The sequence below is a fragment of the Stenotrophomonas sp. KH_036_B genome (genome assembly GCF_057839485.1).
In genome coordinates this window covers 3,637,528-3,652,984 of record NZ_CM174491.1, presented here as the reverse complement: position 1 = coordinate 3,652,984, position 15,457 = coordinate 3,637,528, and the positions used below count along the sequence as shown (strand labels likewise).

At 68.7% G+C, this 15,457-nt stretch carries 17 protein-coding genes; 5 read left to right on the top strand and 12 right to left on the bottom strand.

The genetic code is table 11. The features are described 5' to 3' along the window. Positions 1–33 precede the first annotated feature (33 nt). Positions 34–1,143 carry an S-(hydroxymethyl)glutathione dehydrogenase/class III alcohol dehydrogenase gene (locus AC3ITN_RS16235; RefSeq protein ID WP_313347587.1) on the top strand — a complete coding sequence of 370 codons (1,110 nt, stop codon included), beginning with the start codon at positions 34–36 and terminating at the stop codon, positions 1,141–1,143. A gap of 14 nt (positions 1,144–1,157) precedes the next feature. Continuing rightward, positions 1,158–1,988, top strand: coding sequence for an S-formylglutathione hydrolase (gene fghA / locus AC3ITN_RS16230; RefSeq protein WP_489391172.1), 831 nt, complete (start codon positions 1,158–1,160; stop codon positions 1,986–1,988). Positions 1,989–2,146: 158 nt separating this feature from the next. On the opposite strand, the gene AC3ITN_RS16225 is transcribed toward fghA, so the two are convergent. The 8 genes from AC3ITN_RS16225 to AC3ITN_RS16190 form a co-directional block, all read right to left on the bottom strand. Next, positions 2,147–3,007: a PA4780 family RIO1-like protein kinase gene (locus tag AC3ITN_RS16225; protein ID WP_489391171.1), complete on the bottom strand. Its 861-nt coding sequence runs from the start codon at positions 3,005–3,007 to the stop codon at positions 2,147–2,149. Positions 3,008–3,136: 129 nt separating this feature from the next. After that, complete coding sequence (locus AC3ITN_RS16220; RefSeq protein WP_489391170.1) at positions 3,137–3,889, bottom strand: M23 family metallopeptidase; 753 nt, start codon at positions 3,887–3,889, stop codon at positions 3,137–3,139. Between the two features lie 4 nt (positions 3,890–3,893). Then, positions 3,894–4,859 carry a L,D-transpeptidase family protein gene (locus AC3ITN_RS16215; RefSeq protein ID WP_489391169.1) on the bottom strand — a complete coding sequence of 322 codons (966 nt, stop codon included), beginning with the start codon at positions 4,857–4,859 and terminating at the stop codon, positions 3,894–3,896. A gap of 87 nt (positions 4,860–4,946) precedes the next feature. After that, the gene (locus tag AC3ITN_RS16210) at positions 4,947–5,282 is read right to left on the bottom strand and encodes a hypothetical protein (RefSeq protein ID WP_489391168.1); all 336 of its coding nucleotides are present in this window, start codon (positions 5,280–5,282) and stop codon (positions 4,947–4,949) included. 105 nt (positions 5,283–5,387) lie between these two features. Then, positions 5,388–6,332, bottom strand: coding sequence for a DegV family protein (locus AC3ITN_RS16205; protein ID WP_313347577.1), 945 nt, complete (start codon positions 6,330–6,332; stop codon positions 5,388–5,390). Positions 6,333–6,415: 83 nt separating this feature from the next. Then, complete coding sequence (locus AC3ITN_RS16200; RefSeq protein ID WP_489391167.1) at positions 6,416–7,051, bottom strand: 2-hydroxychromene-2-carboxylate isomerase; 636 nt, start codon at positions 7,049–7,051, stop codon at positions 6,416–6,418. Between the two features lie 79 nt (positions 7,052–7,130). After that, positions 7,131–8,387: an amidohydrolase family protein gene (locus tag AC3ITN_RS16195; protein ID WP_489392955.1), complete on the bottom strand. Its 1,257-nt coding sequence runs from the start codon at positions 8,385–8,387 to the stop codon at positions 7,131–7,133. A 56-nt stretch (positions 8,388–8,443) separates the two neighbouring features. Continuing rightward, positions 8,444–9,853, bottom strand: a complete 1,410-nt coding sequence (locus AC3ITN_RS16190; RefSeq protein WP_313347574.1) for an amidohydrolase — start codon at positions 9,851–9,853, stop codon at positions 8,444–8,446. Positions 9,854–10,019: 166 nt separating this feature from the next. Here AC3ITN_RS16190 and AC3ITN_RS16185 point away from each other — a divergent pair, with 166 nt between their 5' ends. Both AC3ITN_RS16185 and AC3ITN_RS16180 read left to right on the top strand, forming a co-directional pair. Continuing rightward, positions 10,020–10,796, top strand: coding sequence for an AMP nucleosidase (locus tag AC3ITN_RS16185; protein ID WP_313347572.1), 777 nt, complete (start codon positions 10,020–10,022; stop codon positions 10,794–10,796). A gap of 53 nt (positions 10,797–10,849) precedes the next feature. Beyond that, a complete protein-coding gene (locus tag AC3ITN_RS16180; protein ID WP_313347570.1) occupies positions 10,850–11,389 on the top strand; it encodes a DUF924 family protein in 540 nt (179 codons plus the stop codon). A gap of 565 nt (positions 11,390–11,954) precedes the next feature. Here the strand turns inward: AC3ITN_RS16180 and grxD are convergent. Continuing rightward, positions 11,955–12,881 carry a Grx4 family monothiol glutaredoxin gene (gene grxD, locus AC3ITN_RS16175; protein WP_313348785.1) on the bottom strand — a complete coding sequence of 309 codons (927 nt, stop codon included), beginning with the start codon at positions 12,879–12,881 and terminating at the stop codon, positions 11,955–11,957. Positions 12,882–12,940: 59 nt separating this feature from the next. On the opposite strand from grxD, the gene AC3ITN_RS16170 reads away from it, so the two are divergent. Further along, complete coding sequence (locus tag AC3ITN_RS16170; RefSeq protein ID WP_489391166.1) at positions 12,941–13,726, top strand: polysaccharide deacetylase family protein; 786 nt, start codon at positions 12,941–12,943, stop codon at positions 13,724–13,726. 61 nt (positions 13,727–13,787) lie between these two features. Here AC3ITN_RS16170 and AC3ITN_RS16165 read toward each other — a convergent pair whose 3' ends face one another. Genes AC3ITN_RS16165 through AC3ITN_RS16155 form a run of 3 tightly spaced genes read right to left on the bottom strand, consistent with a single transcriptional unit; the run spans position 13,788 to position 15,456 of the window. Beyond that, positions 13,788–14,138, bottom strand: a complete 351-nt coding sequence (locus AC3ITN_RS16165) for a hypothetical protein (protein ID WP_313348783.1) — start codon at positions 14,136–14,138, stop codon at positions 13,788–13,790. Further along, positions 14,135–14,776 (bottom strand): class I SAM-dependent methyltransferase, encoded by a 642-nt coding sequence (locus AC3ITN_RS16160; protein WP_489391165.1) that lies wholly within the window; start codon positions 14,774–14,776, stop codon positions 14,135–14,137. Before AC3ITN_RS16160 ends, AC3ITN_RS16165 begins: the two co-directional genes overlap by 4 nt. 56 nt (positions 14,777–14,832) lie before the next feature. Next, entirely contained in the window at positions 14,833–15,456 is a 624-nt protein-coding gene (locus tag AC3ITN_RS16155) for an SGNH/GDSL hydrolase family protein (RefSeq protein ID WP_313348780.1), read from the bottom strand. Between the last annotated feature and the right edge of the window lies 1 nt (position 15,457).

Genomic DNA, 15,457 nt, shown 5'->3' with positions numbered 1-15,457 from the left:
TCCTGTCCTGTTCCTTGTCCTGGAGTATTCCCCATGAAGTCCCGTGCTGCTGTTGCCTTCGCCGCTGGCGAGCCGCTGAAGATCGTCGAGATCGACGTCGCCCCGCCGCAGAAGGGTGAGGTGCTGGTCCGGATCACCCACACCGGTGTCTGTCATACCGACGCGTTCACCCTGTCCGGCGATGACCCCGAAGGCCTGTTCCCGGCGGTGCTGGGCCACGAAGGCGCGGGCATCGTGGTGGAAGTGGGCGAGGGCGTGACCAGCGTCAAGCCGGGCGACCATGTGATTCCGCTGTACACCGCCGAGTGTGGCGAATGCCTGTTCTGCAAGAGCGGCAAGACCAACCTGTGCGTGGCCGTGCGCGCCACCCAGGGCAAAGGCGTGATGCCCGATGGCACCACCCGCTTCAGCTACAACGGCGAGCCGATCTACCACTACATGGGCTGCTCCACCTTCAGCGAGTACACCGTGGTGGCGGAGGTCTCGTTGGCGAAGATCCACCCGGAGGCCAACCCGGAGCATGTCTGCCTGCTGGGCTGCGGCGTCACCACCGGCATCGGCGCGGTGCACAACACCGCCAAGGTGCAGGAAGGGGATTCGGTGGCGGTGTTCGGGCTGGGTGGGATCGGCCTGGCGGTGATCCAGGGTGCGCGCCAGGCCAAGGCCGGCCGCATCTTCGCCATCGACACCAACCCGTCCAAGTTCGAACTGGCCAAGCAGTTCGGTGCCACCGACTGCATCAACCCGAAGGACTTCGACAAGCCCATCCAGCAGGTCATCGTCGAGATGACCACCTGGGGCGTGGACCACACCTTCGAGTGCATCGGCAACGTCAACGTGATGCGTGCCGCGCTGGAATGCGCGCACCGTGGCTGGGGCCAGTCGGTGGTCATCGGCGTGGCCGGGTCGGGCCAGGAAATCTCCACGCGTCCGTTCCAGCTGGTCACCGGCCGGTCCTGGAAGGGCACCGCGTTCGGCGGCGTGAAGGGCCGCAGCCAGCTGCCGGGCATGGTCGAGGACGCGATGAAGGGCGAGATCGAGCTGGCGCCGTTCGTCACCCACACCATGGACCTGGAGCAGATCAACGACGCCTTCGAGCTGATGCACGAAGGCAAGTCGATCCGCTCCGTCGTCCACTACTGATCAGGCCCGAGCCCATGGAACGCATCGAACATCGCGCCGCCTGTGGCGGTTGGCAGGACGTCTACCAGCACCGTTCACAGGTGCTGGGCTGTGACATGAAGGTGGCGGTCTACCTGCCGCCGCAGGCGGCCACGCAGAAGCTGCCGGTGCTGTACTGGCTGAGCGGGTTGACCTGCACCGAGCAGAACTTCATCACCAAGGCCGGTGCGCAGCGCTATGCCGCCGAACACGCGGTGATCCTGGTGGCGCCCGACACCAGCCCGCGCGGCGACGACGTTGCAGACGCCGAGGGCTATGACCTCGGCAAGGGCGCCGGGTTCTACCTCAACGCCACCGAGCAGCCGTGGGCGAAGCACTACCGCATGTACGACTACATCGTGCAGGAGCTGCCGGCGCTGATCGAGGCCCACCTGCCGGCCAACGACGCGCGCGGTATCAGCGGGCATTCGATGGGCGGGCACGGCGCGCTGGTGATCGCGCTGCGCAACCCGGGCCGTTACCGCAGCGTGTCGGCGTTTTCGCCGATCGTGGCACCGACGCGGGTGCCGTGGGGGCAGAAGGCGTTTGCGGCCTACCTCGGTGAGGACCGGGCCAGCTGGTCGGCCTGGGATGCCAGCGAACTGGTGGCCACGGCGGGCGAGAAGCTGCCGTTGCTGGTAGACCAGGGCGGTGGCGACGAGTTCCTCGATACCCAACTGCAGCCGCAGTGGTTGCAGGCGGCGTGCACGGCGGCGGGGCATCCGCTGCAGTTGCGCCTGCAGCCGGGGTACGACCACAGCTACTACTTCATTGCCAGCTTCATCGGTGAGCACATCGCGCATCACGCCAAGGCGCTGAAGGCGTAACGGCGTAGAGCCACGCTCTGCGTGGCTGCTCTTCGATCGGCACCGCGCAGCCACGCAGGGCGTGGCTCTACCGCCGGGTCGGCACCACGTAGGGACACGCCATGCGTGTCCAGCGGATCACCGGGCGTAAGGACACGCCATGCGTGTCCTGCGGCAGATCAATCGTCGTCTTCTTCCGCGGCCTCGCGGCCCTGCTGGCGGATCAGCGCCTCTTCGCGCGCGTCGTTGATGGCGTGGCGCACGCTGTCCAGGTCGATGGTGGACTCGTCGTGCACGAAGGTGCCGGTGAGCGGGCTGTCGGGCAGCAGCTCGCCGGCCTCGAACATCGCCCACATCTCTTCGCCGTACCAGGTGTCCAGCAGCTCCGGCGCCGAACGCCCCAGGTAGGCGGTGAGGTTGTTGACGTCGCGCAGCAGCATGCTGCGTGCGGCGTTGTTGCCGCCGGCGCTGACCACCTGCGGGAAGTCGATCACCACCGGGCCATCCGGACCGACCAGCACGTTGTACGGCGACAGGTCGCCGTGGATCAGGCCGCAGCACAGCATCAGCACCACCTGGCGCACCAGCACCTGGTGGAACTCACGGGCCTGGTCGGCCTCCAGTTCCACTTCGCCCAGGCGGGCGGCGGAGAACCCTTCGGCGTCGGTGACCAGTTCCATCACCAGCACGCCATGGAAGTATCCATGCGGCTCGGGCACGCGCACCCCGGCGTCGCGCAGCTGGTACAGCGCATCGACCTCGGTGTTCTTCCAGGCGGTTTCCTGCTGCTTGCGGCCGTAGTTGCTGGCCTTGCCGACCGCACGGGCTTCGCGGCTGCCGCGCACCTTGCGGCCTTCCTGGTACTGCACGCGCTGCTTGAAGCTGCGCTGTGCCATGTCCTTGTAGACCTTGGCGCAGCGCACGTCGTCGCCGCTGCGTACCACATACACGGCTGCTTCCTTGCCGCTCTTCAGCGGACGCAGTACTTCGTCGATCACGCCGTCTTCGATCAGCGCCTGCAGGCTTTCGGGGGTCTTCACGTAGGCTCGGGTAAGGGGCGGGCGACGGTGCGCCGGCCTGCAAGGGAGGGTCGGGGATTCTCGCACCTTCGGGACGACGGGGCCAATCCGGCGGGCATCCCGGTTCAGCTCACCGCGCCCGGGACCCGGTCAGGGCAGGGCCTGCTCGCCGCGCAGCACCGGGTAGGGGTTGAGCGACTCGCCCTTCCACCACTGCTTTTCCGCGCCCAGCCGGTGGATCTCGAAGTGCAGGTGCGGGGCATCGGGGCTGGCGTTGCCGGTGCTGCCGACATAGCCGATCACGTCGCCGCGCTTGACCACCTGCTTCTCGGCCAGGCCGTCCGCGTACCGCTGCAGGTGCGCGTAGTAGTAGCAGTAGGTGCCGCCGGGCTCGAACTGGTACACCGTCAGCCCGCCGCGCTCGCTGTTGAACAGTTTTTCGATGGTGCCGTCGGCCACTGCCAGCACCGGGGTGCCATCCGGCGCCAGGATGTCGATCGCATCGTGCACCCGCCCTTCGCTGCGCGCGTCGGTGAAGGTGTCCTGCAGCTGCGAAGGGGTGATCCCCTGCACAGGCAGCAGTAGCCCGGAAGGAGCTGCGGCAGCACCGGCCGCAGGCCGACCCTCGGAAGCCATGGTCCCCCCTACAGCGCCGGCCGTCGGCCGGCCCTCGGCCCCCCCGGCAACGCCCGCCGTCGACGATCCCGCAGCGCCAGGCCCGGCCTGGCTGCCCTCGGCGGTAGCGGTCAGGCGCCCGGTAGTGCCGGCCGCTGGCCGGCTCTGCAGCACCCCGGACGCAGCAGGCGCCGCCGCGGAACCCTCAGCATCCCCATCCGGCGCCAGCAACCACCAGCCAGCAACGCCCACCACCACACCCAGTGCCAGCAGTCGCGTCAGCATCATCGGATTACTCCTGCATCACCACAGGCACCGAGGCGTCTACCGCGTCGGCCACCTGCAGTGCGTCCCAGTTGGTCATGCGCACGCAGCCGTGCGATTCGGTCTTGCCCACATGGCCCGGCTCGGGCGTCCCGTGCAGGCCGTAATGCGGCTTGGAGATGTCGATCCAGACCTTCCCGACCGGATTGTTCGGGCCCGGCGGCAGGGTGGCCTTGCGGTCACCGGCCTTGGCATCCCAGAACAGCTTGGGGTTGTAATGGAAGGGCGGATCGCGCGAGATCCCCAGGATCTTCCATTCCCCGATCGGCAGCGGATCATGCTTGCTGCCCGACGACACCGGGAACTGCGCGTAGACCTTGCCCGCCGCGTCGTACAGGCGCAGCGTGGAATCGGACTTGTCGATCACCAGCTTGGCCGCCTTCGGCAATGCCGCCGGTGCGATGTTGGGTACCTGGATCGCGGTGCCGGCCTTGCCCAGGTCCACGCCGGGGTTCAATGCCTGCAGCAGTCTGGGATCGGCATGGAAGCGCTCGCCGAGCGCCTCGCCGACCGAGCTGAAGCCCAGCGTCTTGAGCCTGGCCTGGTCGGCGGGCTTCTTTGGAATGGGCTGGAACGGTCCGGCCACGTCGTCGGCGGTGAGCGTGTAGCTCACCAGCGGCGGCGCGCTGTCCGGCTGCAGTGCCTGCCAGGTGGCATCGTCCAGCTCACCGGTCACCTTCAACCCACGCGCGGCCTGGAAACCGGCCACGGCGCGCTTCTGGTTGGAGCCCAGCAGGCCGTCGATCTGGCCCGGCGAGAAGTGCGCCCGGTCCAGCAATACCTGCGCATGCAGATCCGAACGCGGTCCGGTCGCCAGCGTGCTGCCTTCGGCGATCGGGGCCGGCAGTGCAGCGGGTGCCTGCGCCATCGCGGGGACCGCGGCAACCAATGCCAGGGCGAGGAGGGAAGCAGAAGCAGGCAATCGCAGTCGCATCGGGTACTCCAGGGCAGGTTCAACCTCACCATGCCGGAGCGCCCTGCACGAGCCCTGTGAAATGCCTGACGGGAAGCTGACCGCCAGTCAGCGCACGTCGCGCAGTTCCCAGTGGTGGCCGGCGAGCAGGCGCAGGCGTTCCTTGAACACATCGCTGTTGAGCGTGGTGGTCGCCACCAGGTTGATGCGCAGGTCTTTCTGTTCCCCGGTGACGGTGGCCGCCGGATCGGTCACGCCCCACTGCGCGTCGACCGCGTCCGGGTCGGGCTGCTTGGCGCGCCAGCGGTCGAACAGCGAGGTGGTGCGCAGCGCGTCCTGCAGCTCCTCGGCGAAGCCGGCCGCGCTCTGCGAGTGGAAGGAAAGTTCGGAATCGTTGCCACGGGCCTTGGACGGGTCCGGCAGGCTGATGAAGTACTGCGACATGGTTGCCTCCATTGAATGCGGCAAGGTTGGCAGACGCGCGGTGGAATCGGTGTGCAGGAACGGCCGGGTGGCTGGACCGCCATGATGGCGGCCCAGCGTGCGGGCTCAGGCGGCGAACGTATGCGGTTCGTCGGCGAACCCGATGGTGACCGCACCCTTGCCGACGTTGACCATGCCGGTCAGGCTCATCACCGATTCGTACAGGTCCACGCCATGTGCCTTGCAGGTATCCCGCAGGCTGGCGTAGCCCGGCAGCGCCTGCAGGTCGGCCAGTTCGCCACCGTAGCTGACGCACACGGTGGGGGTCATCAGCCCGCCCTTGACCCGCTGGCCGACGAAGTCGAACAGCTTCTGCACCGCATTGTCGAAGCCCTTGATCTTGGCCACCGGACCGGTGGTGCCGCGGTACCCGTGCAGCACCGGCTTGATGTCCAGCGCACTGCCCAGCGCGGCACTGATCAGGCCCACGCTGCGGTCGCCCTTGTGGCGGGCGCGGGCGCGCATGTAGTACAGATCGCGGGTGACCATGTAGCCGTGCACGTTCAACGCCAGCTGTTCCAGCCGTTCGCGGATCTGCTGCACGCCGGCGCCGCTGTCGCGCAGCCGCACGGCTTCCACGGCGGTGATGCCCTGCGCGGCGAACAGGTTCTGGGTGTCCAGTACCCGCAGCGCGAACGGCGAATTGAAGCCTGCCGCCTGGCGCACCGGCTTGTAGTCGTTGAGGATCGCGAAGCTGGCCTGCATCGCGTTGTCGTAGATCGGGCTGCGGGTCTTGGTGATCGTCATGCAGAACACATGGTCGTAATCGATCACCAGCTTGCCCAGGAACAGATCGCGGATCTGCACCACGCTGAAGGGAATGGTTTCCGCCTCGGCGCCGTTCTCGGCGACATGGGCATGCAGGAAACTCAAGGTCGCCTGTTCGTCGCGGTGGTCGGCCAGCACGGCCTCGCCGATCCGCACGGTAATGGGCAGCAGCACGATGTTGTGCTGCTGGATGAAGTCCTGCGGTAGATCACAGGCAGAGTCGACCACGATTCCGATGCGCATCCTGTTTGCCCCCTCCAGGCAGGGTGTCGGTTCGAAAGTGTGAAAGCTATCTCAAAAACGGTCCCGTTGCCTGACCAGGCCGGTCAGCTTGGGCGGCTGCGCTCCACCGCGACCGGCAGGTCCAGCACCCGTTGCCATTCCGGCTGCAGCAGCAGGCCCGGATCGGCCAGCACCGCCTCGATCAGCGGGTGGGCCTCGTTGCCCCAGAACAGCTCGCCGTCGATGGCCAGGGTGGGGACCCCGAACACGCCGGCGGCGATGGCTGCCTCGGTGTTCTGGCGCAGCTGTTCCTTCACCGAGAGCGCCGCCACCGCCGCTGCGACGTTGGCGATGTCCAGCATCGCCCCGGGCAGGGCCAGCGCCTGCGGGGTATCGGCGGCGCGACCGTCGCGCCAGATCCAGTTGAACAGGATGTCCACTGCCGCCGGCGTCGCCCCTGCGGCCAGGCACAGGCGCAGTGCGGGCAGCGGGTTGAACGGATGGCCCGGTGGAAAGCGCAGGATGGCGCCCTGCTGCTGCGCCTGCCACAGCACCTGCCGGTAGGCGAAGCGGCGTTTGGCCGGGATCTCGGCCGGGCCGAGGTTGCCCAGGTGGTGCAGGACCGCGCCGAAGGCGATCGGCACCGGGGTGATCCGCTCGAACTGCGGCAGGGTCTTGAGCTGCTGCCAGTGCAGGTAGGCGAACGGCGAGACGAAATCGAAGTACCAACGCAGGTTCATGGATTTCCTTGGCGGCGGGCGTCAGCCAGGCAGGGCCTGGCGCTACGGGGGGCTGCCGGGCCGGGCCCGGTTCCCGTCCTCAGCGCGAGTATGCGCGCGGCTCGGTGCCAGCCGGTGCGGCGTAGCGGTCGCGCAGCTCGGTCTGGCGCGAACGCATCGGCATCGCCCGCCCGCCCAGCCAGACCTGCTCGGCGTAGTGGGCCACATCCAGCGGATCGCCGTCCCACAACACCAGGTCGGCCAGCTTGCCCGGCTCGATGCTGCCCAGCCGGTCGCCCACGCCCAGCACCTGCGCCGGCACCCGGGTCAGGCCCGCCAGGCCGGCCTGCCAGGGCAGACCGTTGGCCACTGCGTTGCCGGCCAGTTGGCGCATCTTGCGCGCGTTGTGCGAGGCGTCGTCGCGCTGGGCGAAGCTGACCTGTACGCCGGCGGCCTGCAGGCGTGCCGCGTTTTCCAGCGTTGCGCCCAACTGGTCGAAGCTGGCGGGCAGGTTGCCCAGCGCATCCACGAACACCGGAACGTTCGCCTGGGCCAGCAACGGCGCCACCCGCCACGCCTCGGCACCGCCGGCAATGGCGATGCTGACGTTCTCGCGTGCGGCCCAGCGCAGCAGCTGGCGGATGTCCGCCGCGCGGTCCACCTCCACCACCAGCCGGCCCTGGCCCGCCAGGTAGCGCGCCAACGTGGCGCGGCCGGCGGGGGTGAGCAGGGCATGTGGTGAATCGACCGGCACCCGGTTGCGGGCTTCGCTCACCATCTGCTCCAGCAGCATCCACTGCGCCGCGCGCGAGCTGCCGGTGAGTTCGGCGCCGGACGAACCGAGCCGGATGAACAACGCCCGTGGGCCGATCGGATCGGCGCTGCCGTCCAGCCGCATCACCCCGCCCTGGCCGGCGATGAAACTGCCGTCGGTGTTGGCCCCCAATGCAGTGAAGCCGATGCCGTCCAGCCGCGCGACCGGAATCAGCACCGAGGCCGGGTTGTAGGCCAGGGTGACGTCGAACTCCGGGCGCATGGGCTGGTCCTGAAGCTTCAGCCCGCTGTCCACGGTGGTCGACTCGCCGGACACCTCGTCGATGCCGATATCGGTGATGCCGCCGAAGAACGCCGGTGTCAGCGGGCGGCCGTTGGCCTCCACCACCGTGGCGCCGGCCGGTGCGGCCAGGCCGGTGCCCACGGCGCGGATCACCCCACCCTGGACCAGCACGTCGCTGTGCTCCAGGCTGCCGCGCGCGCTGGCAGTGTGCACGGTAGCGTTGCGGATCAGCAGATCCTGCGCCCAGCTGGCGGGCGCGGCGCCCAGCAAGGCCAGCAGGGCGAGCTGGGCCAACAGCACCGGGCTGCGCTGCAGGGTGCGGGCGCTGCGCGCGCGTCGATCATGGGAACGAACGGTCACGGGCGTGCCTCCTGGCCAAGCATGAAGTCCGACAGCGGCTGGCGGCGCACGTCATTGCGGTCATAGACCTGGTGGCCGTCGATGTAGACCTTTTCGGCCAGTGCGTAGGAGCTGAAGGGGCTGCCATTCCAGACCACCACGTCGCCCATCTTGCCCACCTCCAGGCTGCCGGTCTGCTTCTCCACGCCGAGCGAGCGCGCGGCGTTGTACGTCAGCCAGCCGATCGCGCGTTCCGGGGCAATCTGCATGCCGGCACGGCGCGCGTTGGCGATCACCTTGGCAGCCTCCTGGTTGAGCCGCTGGATGCCTTCGGGCGAATCGGAATGGACGATCGCGCAGCTGTTGGCCGGGCGGTCGACCAGTGCGATGTTCTCCTGGATGCCATCGAATGCCTCCATCTTGAAGCCCCACCAATCGGCCCACAGCGCGCCGCACACGCCCTCGGCGGCCAGCCGGTCGGCGAGCTTGTAGGCCTCCACGCCGTGGTGGAAGGCGGCGATCTTGAAGCCGAATTCCTTGGACAGGTCCAGCATGGTCGCCATTTCATCGGCGCGGTAGCAGTGGATGTGCACGCGGATGTCGCCGTCGATGGCGCCGGCCAGCGTATCCAGCTTCAGGTCGCGCTTGCCGCCGGTGTCCCCGGCGCTGTCGCCCTTGTCACTGCCGCCGAACCAGCGCTTGCGCTTGACCTTCTTCGGTGCGTTCTTGGCCAGGTACTCGCTGGCATCGATGAAGGCGGCGCGGTAACCGGCCACGTTGCCCATGCGGGTGCCCGGTGCCACGCCCTTGCCGCCGCCGTACACGCGCTTGGGGTTCTCGCCGCACGCCATCTTCAGGCCCCACGGCGCACCGGGAAATTTCATGGCCTGGTAGGTGGTGGCCGGAACGTTCTTCAGCGTCACGCCGCGTCCTCCCACCAGGTTGGCCGAGCCGGGCAGCACCTGCATCGAGGTCACGCCGCCGGCCAGTGCCGCGGCAAACCCCGGGTCCTGCGGCCATACCGAATGCTCGGCCCAGACATTGGCGGTGACCGGTGCGGTCATCTCGTTGCCATCGCTGTGCGCGCTGACGCCGGGGCTGGGGTACACGCCCAGGTGCGAATGCACGTCGATGATGCCCGGGGTGACCCACTTGCCGCTGCCATCGACCTGCACCGCATCGGCGGGAACGGCCAGCGCTGTGCCAACCGCGGCAATGCGGCCGTCGCGCAGCAGCACGTCGGCCTGCTCCAGCCGCGTGCCGGTGCCGGTCAGCACGGTGGCATTGCGGATCAGCACCGGTGCCGAGGCGATGGGCGCATAGGTGCTCGGATACGGATCCTGCGTGAACCGCGAGGCGGCCGGCGCGGACGGTGCGGCCAGTGTGAACAGCGCCAGGCCGAGCCCAGCGGTCAATCGAGTGCGCATGTTTTCCCCGGTGTGGCATGAACGAACCCGTTGACGCTATCCGCTGGCCGCGGCCTTGCCAAGTGGCGAACCGCCTGCGCGGTGCCGGCCGCTGCGTGGTTGGCTTGCTTATTCGTGCAACTGCACCAGAATTGCCGCACTGAACGACCTGCATGACGGAAGCGCGATGAAGAACAAACAGGAAATCGTGGAAAACTGGCTGCCGCGCTACACCGGCGTGCCGCTGGACCAGTTCGGCCAGCACGTGCTGCTGACCAACTTCGGTGGCTACCTGCACACCTTCTCCCAGCTCACCGGCGCGCCCATCCAGGGCATGGACCGGCCGATGGCCAGCGTGACCAGCGACGACATCACCCTGATCAACTTCGGCATGGGCAGTCCCAACGCGGCCATCGTGATGGACCTGCTGTCGGCGGTGATGCCGAAGGCGGTGCTGTTCCTGGGCAAATGCGGCGGGCTCAAGCGCAAGAACCAGCTGGGCGACATGATCCTGCCGATCGCCGCGATCCGTGGCGAGGGCACTTCGTCGGACTACCTGCCGCCGGAAGTACCGGCGCTGCCGGCCTTCGCGCTGCAGCGTGCGGTGTCGACCACCATCCGCGACCTGGGCCACGACTACTGGACCGGCACGGTCTACACCACCAACCGGCGGGTGTGGGAGCACGACGAGGCGTTCAAGGAGAAGCTGCGGCTGATGCGCTGCATGGCCATCGACATGGAGACGGCCACGCTGTTCGCGGCGGGCTTTGCGAACCACATTCCGATCGGTGCGCTGCTGCTGGTGTCCGATCAGCCGATGATCCCCGACGGGGTCAAGACCGAGGCCTCCGACGCCAAGGTGAGCTCACAGTTCGTCGAAAACCATATCCAGATCGGTATCGAGGCGCTTAAGCTTATACGGCGCAACGGCAAGTCGGTCCGCCACCTGCGCTTTGACGAGTGATGGCAATGGCTTGGGTGGGCGCCCTGGGGGCGCGCCGCCCGCAGGGGTATTGAATGGACGTGGCGGCACAGGTAGTGGAATTCTGGCGCAACGCGGGGCCACAGAAGTGGTTCGCGCGCGATGACGCGTTCGATGCGCGTTTCCGCGAGGCATTCCTCGACGAACACTACGCGGCCGCGCGGCGCGCGCGCGAGCATTGGCTGGAATCGGCCGATGGCGCGCTGGCGTTGATGATCCTGCTCGACCAGTTCCCGCGCAATTGTTTCCGCGACACGGCCCATTCCTATGCCACCGACGGCCTGGCCCGCCACTACGCGATGCGCGCGGTGGAAGAGGGGCTGGACCTGCAGCTGGTGCCCAAGCTGCGCGCCTTCATCTACCTGCCGTTCGAGCACTCGGAAGATCCGCAGGACCAGGAACGCTCGGTGGCGATGTTCGACGTGCTGGGCGACAAGGAATACCTGCAGTTCGCCGAACTGCACCGCGACATCATCCGCCGCTTCGGGCGCTTCCCGCACCGCAATGCGGTGCTGGGGCGGATGCCGACGCCCGAAGAGTTGGATTATCTCGCCGAGGGCGGGTTTGCTGGCTGAAAAGGTTCTTCTAAACCAGACGCGGCTGCCGGTGGAGCGAGCCCGGGTCCGCCATGCCTTTGCCTGCGACAGCGGCTGCCGGTGGGCCGAGTGCGCGGCCGCCATACCCTTGCCTGCGACGCCCCCGGCGTCGGCCTGCGGCCGCCCCCTCCTCCTTTACTTCGCCGCAAGGGCATGGCGGCCCCGCACTCGACCCACCGGCGTTGGTACCGTGACATCCGCTTTTCCCTGCGTACCGCAAGCCGAGCCCCGTCGCGGCCGGTAGGTCCCTGGCAATGCCTAAAAAAGGGGACGGAGGAGGTTAAGCCTCACCGTCCCCGACTAACGTCCTCCGTCCCGGTTTTTGCCTTTTCCTGCGTACCGCAAGCCGAGCCCCGTCGCGGCCGGTAGGTCCCTGGCAAAGTAAAGGAGGAGGCCGTCGCCGCAGGCGTCGGCCGGGGGACATTTGCATAGGGGCCTACCGGCCGCGACGGGGCCCTCAACGCTCGCGATGAACCTGATCGAAGCAAAAAAAAACGCCGGCAATGCCGGCGTTCCTCCTCATCCATCGCGAATCAACCCGCGATCAATACTTCGGCACGCTGTTGTCCACATCGCTCGACCAGGCGTCGATACCGCCGGTGATGTTGTAGACCTTGCTGAAACCCAACGCACGGAACTGCTCGGCGGCCTGCGCGCTGCGGCCACCGTGGTGGCACAGGAAGGCCAGCGCGGTGTCCTTGGGCAGGGCTTCCAGGCGCGCGCGGTTGTCGCCATCGAAGGTCTCGAACGGCGCGTTGATCGCGGCAATGGCGCGCTCGTCGGCCGGACGCACGTCCACCACGATCACGCTGCCCGCACGGCGCTGGTCGTCAGCGTCGCGCACGGCCAGTTCCTGCACCGCCTTGGGCGCATTCGGGTTGTCGATGGCCAGGCCCTTGCCGCGGATGTCGTCCACCCAGTCGATGGTGATGCCGTCGGCACGGCGCGCGCTGGCCAGGTCGAATTGCACGCGCAGGCCGTTGGACTCGGCGGCGATGGCGTTGTCGTCGTGCGGGGCCAGCTGGAAGTTCGGCTGGAACTGGGCGTCGATGCCCAGCTGCAGCGATGCACCCGGCGCATCGGCCAGTGCGCCACGCAGCATCTCAACCGCCGCCGGGGTCACGGTGATGCGCGGCGGGGTACGGTCCGGCGCGGCCAGGCCGAGCACGCTGCTCAGCTCACCGCTGCCGGCCATCTGCAGGATGATGTCGCTGCCGCCGACCAGGTCGCCGTCGATGTACAGCTGCGGGATGGTCGGCCAGTCGCCGTAGGCCTTGATGCCTTCGCGGATGTCGGCGTCGGCCAGCACGTTGACGTGGGCGAACTCCACGCCCAGGTCCTGCAACGCGCCGACGGCCTTGGCCGAAAACCCGCACTGCGGCATGCTCGGCTGGCCCTTCATGAACAACACGACGCGGTTGGCGGTGAGGATGGATTCGATGCGCGAGCGCAGGGCGGGATCAAGGGACATGACGGTCGGGTCCGGGTGTTTTCGAACCGTCCATTCTACGCGGCATGGCATCATGGGGCATGACCGAACCGGAAACGTTGTATCGCATTCCCCGCCGCCCGTGGCGCTGGCTGCCCTGGCTGGTGGCCTCGCAGCTGGCCGTGGCAGGGGTCTGGTGGGCGCTGGGCTGGGCCGTCGGGCTGCCGCTGCTGGTGGCCTCGCACGCCCTGTTCATGGTGCCGGTGTTCCTGCCCAACAGCCGCTTCTACGCGCCGGTGCTGAGCCGCCTGCCCGGTGATCCGCCGCAGGTATGGCTGACCATCGACGATGGCCCGTCGGCCGAGACCCCGGCGCTGCTGGACCTGCTGGACCGCTACCAGGCCAAGGCCACCTTCTTCATGGTCGGCGAGCGCGCCCTGGCGCAGCCGGCCATGGTGCGCGAGGTGCTCGCGCGCGGCCACGACCTGGGCAACCACAGCCACCGGCACCCGCAGACCCGCTTCTGGCGGCTGGGCCCCTCCACCATGGCCGACGAAATCGCCCTGTGCCAGCAGGCGCTGGCCGGCATCGCGGGCGCCCCGCCGCGCTGGTACCGCTCGGTGGTCGGCATGACCAACCCGTTCGTGGCGCCGGCACTGAAGCGGTGGGGCTTGACCCGGGTGGGCTGGGGCGCGCGCGGGTTCGACGGCGTGACCTGCCAGCCGCAGCAGGTCATCGACCGCATCGTGGCCGACCTGCGCCCCGGTGCCATCGTGCTGGTGCACGAAGGTGCCGCCCACGGCCACAACCTCGCCATCATCGAAGCGGTGCTGCAGGCCCTCCAGGCACGCGGCCTGCAGGCGAGCCTGCCGCACGCCCCGTCGTAGAGCCACGCCCTGCGTGGCTTCGCGGTGCCGGATTCAGAGAACAGCCACGCAGGGCGTGGCTCTACCCTCGGTGTGCCGCCACCGGATGCGCATCCTGCCATTGCTGGTGGACCCAGCTGCCCAGCGAGGCCTGCGCCCACAACAAGGTGATCGACAACCCCAGCGCCAGCACCCCGGTGACCCGGCGGCGCTGGTGCTGCAGCGCGCTGCCGATGCCCAGCAGCAGGGCCACTACCGTCACCCCAAGCCCCACGAACAGCATTACCAGCACCGCCACCGGCACCTCGTGCATGCCCGCATAGCGGGGCAGGTGGGCTACATGCGCAGTGGCGGCAAACACCACCAGCGCCACCAGGCTCACCACCAGTGCGGCGATGCCCAGCGCGGAATGGCGTGGGCGCGGCGGGGTCACGCGGCCTCCCGGCGCACGGCCGTGACCAGCCAGTTGTTGAACGGCGTGTTGCCGTACAGCGGCGCCATGTCCAGCTGCAGCCCCGCCGCTTCCAGCGGCGCGCGCACGCTGGCGGCATCGGGGTAGTGGCGCGGGCGCGTGCCCATCCAGCCCACCAGGTGGGCCAGCATGTCGGTGATGCGGGTAGTGCGGTCGCGGCCGCTGTTGTCGGCCAGCGTGGTGCGGATCACCAGCCGGCCACCGGGCGCGACCCGGGCCGCCGCCTCGCGCAGCAAGGCGGGCTGGGCGTCGGCGGGCAGGTACTGCAGCACGTCGAGCAGGGCCACGCTGCCGTGGTGGTCGGGCAACCCCGCGCTGGCGTCCACGCAGTCGAAACGCGCATCGGCCAGCGCCGCGCGCGTGCCGGCACGCTGTGCGCGGGCGATCTTGTCAGCGTCGATGTCCACCCCGCGGTAGGGCTGGGAGCGCCCGTCCTGGCGCAGCACATGGGCCAGCAGGCCGAGCCCGCAGCCGATGTCGAGCAGCGGTTGCGCGCAGGGCGCCAGCGCGGCCAGCACGCCCGGGTACAGCGGATCGCTGCCGAGCTTGCCACGGCTGTAGTAGTAATCGCGGCGGTTGCCGAAGCGCTGGGCCGGCATGAAGGCATCGGCGATGCGGCGGGCCTGTTCCCTGGCCAGTGGTAGGGCGTCCGTGCTCAGCGTGTGGCCTCGTCATCGAGTTGCGTGCGGGCAACCGGCAAGGCCAGTCGCGTCCATTCGGTATACATCGCGCCGGAAGGATGCAGGCCGTCGTCGACCAGCATGCCCGCCTCGGCACCCCGTGCGCGGCTGACGGCGGTGATGTCCACGAACGCCACCGCATGTTCGGCGCAGATCGCCTGCGCTGCGGCGTTGTAGGCGTCCAGCTCGCGCGCGATCTGCGCGGGGTCGCGTTTGGCCTCGCGCGCGTACGGGGTGACGCCCCAGTCCGGAATGGACAGCACCAGCACATGCTGCGGCTGGTTCCCGGCGAAGCCGAGCGCCCGCTGCAGCAGCGCGGTGAAGCGCGGGCGATAGTCGTCCACGCTGCGCCCCCGGTACTGGTCGTTGACCCCGATCAGCAGGCTGACCAGGCCGAACGACCCCTGCGGCGCGGCTGCATCGATGCCCGCGTCCAGCTCGTCGGTGGTCCAGCCGGTGGTGGCGATGATCTGCGGTTCGGCCACTACCAGGCCGGCTTCCTGCAGGGCCGTGGCCAGCTGCACCGGCCAGCGGTCGGCCCGGGCGACGCCTTCACCAATGGTGTACGAGTCGCCCAGTGCCAGGTACGCCAGCGCCACC